This window comes from Clavibacter sp. MX14-G9D (assembly GCF_032917815.1).
GTDB lineage: Bacteria > Actinomycetota > Actinomycetes > Actinomycetales > Microbacteriaceae > Clavibacter > Clavibacter michiganensis_K.
Window position 1 is genome coordinate 1 of the sequence record NZ_JAVCVL010000182.1, and the last position, 5,609, is coordinate 5,609.

Annotated in this window: 5 protein-coding genes and 1 pseudogene; 1 reads left to right on the top strand and 5 read right to left on the bottom strand. The window is 74.9% G+C overall.

Translation table 11 applies throughout. From position 1 onward, the window contains the following. The 4 genes and pseudogenes from Q6969_RS12525 to Q6969_RS12540 form a co-directional block, all read right to left on the bottom strand. Positions 1 to 288, bottom strand: a pseudogene (locus Q6969_RS12525) (hypothetical protein); the annotation flags it as partial. Beyond that, complete coding sequence (locus Q6969_RS12530; RefSeq protein WP_317230726.1) at positions 288 to 1,010, bottom strand: response regulator transcription factor; 723 nt, start codon at positions 1,008 to 1,010, stop codon at positions 288 to 290. The pseudogene Q6969_RS12525 and the gene Q6969_RS12530, both read right to left, overlap by 1 nt. Beyond that, entirely contained in the window at positions 1,007 to 2,425 is a 1,419-nt protein-coding gene (locus Q6969_RS12535) for a sensor histidine kinase (protein ID WP_317230727.1), read from the bottom strand. The genes Q6969_RS12530 and Q6969_RS12535 overlap by 4 nt, the downstream gene beginning before the upstream one ends. Positions 2,426 to 2,496: 71 nt before the next feature. Then, entirely contained in the window at positions 2,497 to 2,847 is a 351-nt protein-coding gene (locus Q6969_RS12540; protein ID WP_317230728.1) for a hypothetical protein, read from the bottom strand. A gap of 581 nt (positions 2,848 to 3,428) precedes the next feature. Between Q6969_RS12540 and Q6969_RS12545 the strand changes: the two genes are divergently transcribed. Next, complete coding sequence (locus tag Q6969_RS12545; protein ID WP_317230729.1) at positions 3,429 to 5,027, top strand: MFS transporter; 1,599 nt, start codon at positions 3,429 to 3,431, stop codon at positions 5,025 to 5,027. Positions 5,028 to 5,107: 80 nt separating this feature from the next. Here the strand turns inward: Q6969_RS12545 and Q6969_RS12550 are convergent. Beyond that, positions 5,108 to 5,609 (bottom strand): alpha/beta hydrolase (locus Q6969_RS12550; RefSeq protein WP_317230730.1); only part of this gene is annotated, 502 nt, incomplete at its 5' end.

The window sequence follows — 5,609 nt, forward strand, 5'->3', positions numbered from 1 at the left end:
CGACCCGGCGCCGCTGGATCCGCCGTCCGTCGACCCGCCGTCCGACGGCCCGAGGTCCGTCGCAGGATCGGCGGGGCGTCCGTCGCGGTCGCCGTCCCCGGACGGGGACCCGTCGGAGGTCGAGACGGCCGCGGCCCCGCCGCCGTCGGCGGTCGCGGGACGTCGGGACCGGCCGGTCGACCTGGGGGAACCGGAGCCGGAGCGCGCGCCGCGCCCGCGGAGGGGCAGCACGCCGAGGCCGAGGATCACGACGATGACCGCGGCGATGATGACGGCGGAGGCGTCCATCAGCTCGCGCCCGGCACCACGATGCCGCGCTCGTAGGCGAACACGACGGCCTGCACGCGGTCCCGCACGCCGAGCTTGAGCAGGAGGCGCGAGACGTGCGTCTTCACGGTGGCCTCCCCGAGGTACAGCCGTACGGCGATCTCCGCGTTGGCGAGGCCCTCCGCGAGCAGTCGGAGCACCTCCAGCTCGCGGTCCGTGAGGGTCGCCACGCGCGGGTCGGTGGGGATCGTGGGCGCGGCGGCGGGCGCGGCGTCCTCGTGGGGTGCCGCCGATCCGCGGGCGAACCGCTCGATGACCCGGCGCGTGACGTCGGGGGACAGCAGCGCGTCGCCGCGCGCGATGACGTGCACCGCCTCCACGAGCGACTCCGGCGACGCGCTCTTCAGCACGAACCCGCTCGCGCCCGCGTCGAGCGCGGTGAAGAGGTAGTCCTCGCGGTCGAAGGTGGTGAGCATGAGGACCCCGGCGGTGATCGCCGGGTCCTGCACGATGCGGCGCGTGGCCTCGAGGCCGTCGACGCGGGGCATCTGCACGTCCATGCAGATGACGTCCGGACGGAGCTCCGCGGCGCGGCGCACGCCCTCCTCGCCGTCGGCCGCCTCGCCGACCACCTCGATGCCGTCCTCGCTCTCCAGGATCACGCGGAAGCCCGCGCGCACGAGCGCCTGGTCGTCGACGAGCAGGACGCGGACGGGGGCGGGCGCGATCGGGTCGGCGGTCATGCGCGGCTCTCCTCGGGGACGGGGACGGGGACGGGTGCGGGTGCGGGTGCGGGGCTCGCCGCCGCGGATGCGGGCCGCGTCGGCAGGCTGGCGCGCACGAGGTAGCCGCCGCGGGCCTTCGGGCCGATCTCGATGGATCCACCCACCGCGGCCACGCGCTCCCGCATGCCGCGCTGCCCCAGCCCGCCCGGGCCCGTCCGGGCCGGCGCGGCGGCGCTGGACGTCGCGGCGCCCGCGGGCCCCGCGTCGCTCACCTCCACCTCCACGCGGTCGGCGAGGTACCGCAGGCGCAGGTCCACGCGCGCCCCCGTGCCCGCGTGCTTCCGCACGTTCGTGAGCGACTCCTGCGCGACCCGGTAGACGATGAGGTCGACGGTCGGGGCGAGCGGCCGCGGGGTGCCGATGGTGTCGCAGGCGACCTGCAGGCCGGCGCCGCACGCGTCCGCGACGAGCTCGTGCAGCTGGTCGACGCCGCGCGTGGAGGCGGTGCGGCTCGCGTCGCCGCCCGCGCCGCCGTCCCCGGAGGATCCCGTGCCGTCCTCCTCCTGCCGGAGCGCGACGAGCATCCGGTGCAGCTCCTCGATGGCGCTGCGCGCGTTGTCCTCGACGATGCCGAGCGACGCGGCGGCCTTGTCGGCGTCGCGCGCGAGCACGCGTCGCGCGGCGCCCGCGTGCACGCCCATCACGGAGACGTGGTGCGCGACCACGTCGTGCAGCTCGCGGGCGATGCGCACCCGCTCGAGCGTGACGGCCTGCTCGGCGACGCGCTCCCGCTCGCGGGCCAGCTCCTCGGTGCGCGTCTCGAGCGCGCACCGGTCGCGGGCGGAGGCCCACGCGCGGTCGCCGAAGTACCAGGCGCCGCCGAAGTAGAGGAGGTTCGTGACGATCGAGACCAGCCCGGCCGCGACCGGCGCGGGCACCCACGCGTCGTCGGGCGCGGACTCGAAGCTCGACCCCGCGAGCGAGAAGTACCCGGACGTCTGCAGCAGCGCCGCGAAGAGCCACGCGAACATCCCGACCACGACGATGCCGCGCACGACGTTCGCCCGGAGGCGGTTCCGCCCCCAGGCGCCGAGCGAGTACATGGCGATGAACATCGCGATGTTGGAGAAGAGCACCTCGGGCACGAACTGGTACGCGCCGACGATGAAGGTCGCGCCGACCACCAGCGTCACGATCTCGGGCTGCAGGCGGCGGAAGGCGAGCGAGCCGGTCATGAGCAGGATCCATGCTCCGATGACCCACAGCGGCGGCCGCGACGGGTACATGCCGATCGCGTAGTAGAGCATGCAGCTCCCCGTGGTGCACACGAGCATCACGAGGGCGAGCAGCATGTCGAAGCGGAGGCCGGCGCGGTCCGGGCGCGGGCGGACCCAGAAGCGGTCGACGCTGTCGGGGGCGGATGCGGCGCTCATCCGTCCACGGTATCGACGCGGTCCGGCGCGCCGCATCCGTCGGATGACGGAACGGGGCCGGCGGCAGCGCGTCAGCCCGTCGCGGGATCGGGTGCGGGGTAGCGGAACTGCATCCCGATGGCGCCGATGCTCCCGGTCCAGACCATGTCGGCCCCGCGCCGGTCGAGGGGCGGCTCGAGGGGGTCGATCGAGTCGGCCAGGCCGAGCTCGGCGATCCAGTCCTCGATGATCTCCTGCCGGCTGTCGTGCGTGTACGCGTCGGCCGAGCCGATGAAGTGCACGAAGTCCGCGTCGCCGAGCCGCCATGCCAACGGGCGCAGGCCGCGACGGCCGCCCTCCTCGTTCCAGGCGACCGCGATGAGGAGCTCGATGTCCTCCCGGCGGAGGAAGCGCGGTCTCGGGGGATGCGGTGCGTCGGGCATGGACGTCTTCTCGATCGTCGTGCGGCAGTGATCAGGCACGTTCACGTGAGGCGTTGCGGGACAGGCCACCGAGTCCGAGCCCGGCGTGCTCGCGATCGCCTACCGGGCCCAGCTCACATCCGTCGGCTCGGGTCCGTCGGCTGCTGTGTTCGCGACCACGTCCCCGGCTGTTGCGCTCCGGTGTCGTGGCACGACGCCCCCAGCATCGGGTAACAACTCGGGACTGGTCGGACCTTAGGCCGGATCCGCGTCGAGCGCCATAGCCAGCGCGATAGTGGGGCGCTGCTCCCACCCGCGCGCGGGCCGCCGATCCGGCGATGCGGCCGCCTGCCACGTGACGGGACGCTGAGGGGGGACACCGGGATAGGCCGCATGGGTCAACCGGTGGCAGACTGGCGGCCCGGGCGCATCCGCTCGTCCGTCTCCCCCGCCCCGTCGCGGATCCCTCCCCCGCGTGCCGCCCGCCCGCCCCGAGGCGCCCGACCCGTCCCGCGCCCTCGTGGCCCGCCCCTGCGCTCGCCGGCCGGATCCGCCCGCACCGTCACCACCGCCGACGCCCGCCTCGGCACGAAAGGACCCCCATGTCCGACACCACCGCATCCGCCCGCCCGGCGTCGGGCGGCGCCGAGCCGTCCGCCGCGCCCGGCTCCGGACGCCCCGCCGCCCCCGTCGTCTCGCGTCGCGCCTGGCAGGCGCTCATCGTGCTGCTCGCCGGCATGTTCATCGCGCTGCTCGACACCACCATCGTGAACGTGGCGCTGCCCACGATCCGCACGAGCCTCGACGCCTCCGAGTCGACGCTGAGCTGGATCATCTCCGGCTACGCGCTCGCGTTCGGCCTGGCGCTCATCCCCGCGGGACGCCTCGGCGACCGCTTCGGGCACAAGTGGGTGTTCGTGACCGGCATCGCGCTGTTCACGCTCGCGAGCCTCGCGTGCGGCGTGGCGCAGGACGACCTCCAGCTCGTGATCTCCCGCGTGGTGCAGGGACTCGCCGGGGGCCTGTTCGTGCCGGCGGTGACCGCGTTCATCCAGCTGCTGTTCCCGCCGCAGGTGCGCGGCAAGGCGTTCGCCATCATGGGCGCCGTCATCGGCGTCTCGTCGGCGCTCGGCCCGATCGTGGGCGGCCTCATCATCCAGGCGGCGGGGGAGGAGTCGGGCTGGCGCCTGGTCTTCTTCGTGAACCTGCCCGTCGGCCTCGCCACCGTCGTCGCCGCGGTCTTCCTGCTCCCCAGCCGCCGCGTGGCGGAGGAGGTCGCGGGCGACGTGCGCGCCCAGGCAGGCCAGCGGTCCGGCGCGCCGGCGGGCGGCGCCCCGGCCCCCGCCCAGCCCGCGGCCACGGGCGTCGACATCGTCGGCATCCTGCTCGTGAGCGCCGGCCTGGTGGCACTGCTCGTGCCGCTGATCGACGGCCAGGACCAGGGCTGGCCGCTCTGGACCTACCTCTCCCTCGCGGGCGGCGTAGTGCTCCTCGCCCTCTTCGGCGTGTGGGAGGTCGCGCAGACGAAGCGCGCGAAGAGCGTCCTCGTGCCGCCGCACCTGTTCACGCACCCCGCGTTCACGGGCGGCGTGATCCTCGCGATGGTCTACTTCGCGGCCTTCACGAGCATCTTCTTCACCATCTCGATCCTCTGGCAGTCGGGTCTCGGCAACACCGCCCTCGCCTCGGGCCTCGTCTCCATCCCGTTCGCGATCGGCAGCATCGTCGGCTCCTCGCAGAGCAACCGCCTCACGAACCGCCTCGGGCGGAACGTGCTCGTGATCGGGACGGCGCTCGTGAGCGTCGGGCTCATCTGGCTGTGGCTCGTTCTCCTGAACACGGCCGCCGCCGACCTCACCAGCTGGATGCTCCTCGTCCCGCTGCTGCTCGCGGGCGTCGGCAACGGCCTGTTCATCGCCCCGAACGCGCAGTTCATCGTCGCGACCGTCGACCCCGCCGAGGCGGGCGCGGCCTCCGGCGTGATCGGCACCGTGCAGCGCGTCGGCTCCGCGGTCGGCATCGCCGTCATCGGCAGCGTGCTGTTCGCGGGCGTCGCCGGGGCCGGGATCCGCGGACCGCAGATGGTGCCGCAGGCCTTCACCGACGCGTCCGCCTCGGCCATGGGCGTCAGCGCGATCTTCGCGGTCGTCGCCTTCGCGCTCGTGTTCGCCCTGCCGCGGCGGGTGTCGCGCGGGCACTGACCCGGCACGACCGCGGCGCCCGACGCCGCACCGCCCTCGCCGATCCGGATCCGTCCGGGTCGGCGAGTGCCGTCTCCGGGCTAGCCGGCCGCGGCGATCCGCTCGCGTAGCCGCGCGAGCCCGTCGGCGGCGCCGTGCAGCACCGAGATGTGGCCGTCGCCCGGCCGCACGACGAGCTCCGCGCCGGGCACCCGGTCCGCGAGCCAGCGCGCGTGGGCGACCGGCGCGATCCGGTCGGCGTCGCCGTGCAGCAGGATGACCGGCGCGGTGACGTCCGCGAGGTCGACGCCCCAGTCGGCGACGAGCGCGAGGTCGTCGTCGACCATGCCGCCGGGTCCCGCGTCGAAGCCGCGGGCCGCGACCCCGTCCAGCCATGCCCAGTCCGTCTGGAGCGCGCGCAGGTCGCCGTCGGTGAACATCGCCGGGTCGAACTCGGAGGCGGCGAGCGCGGCCTCCAGCTCCTCCCGGCCGGCGAGCGCGGCGCGCAGCTCCCGCTCGCCGCCCGCGTGCATGCCGGCGAACCAGTCGAGCCCCTCGGCCTCGACGGGGGCGAGCGCCGCCCCGCAGACCGCGCCGAGCACG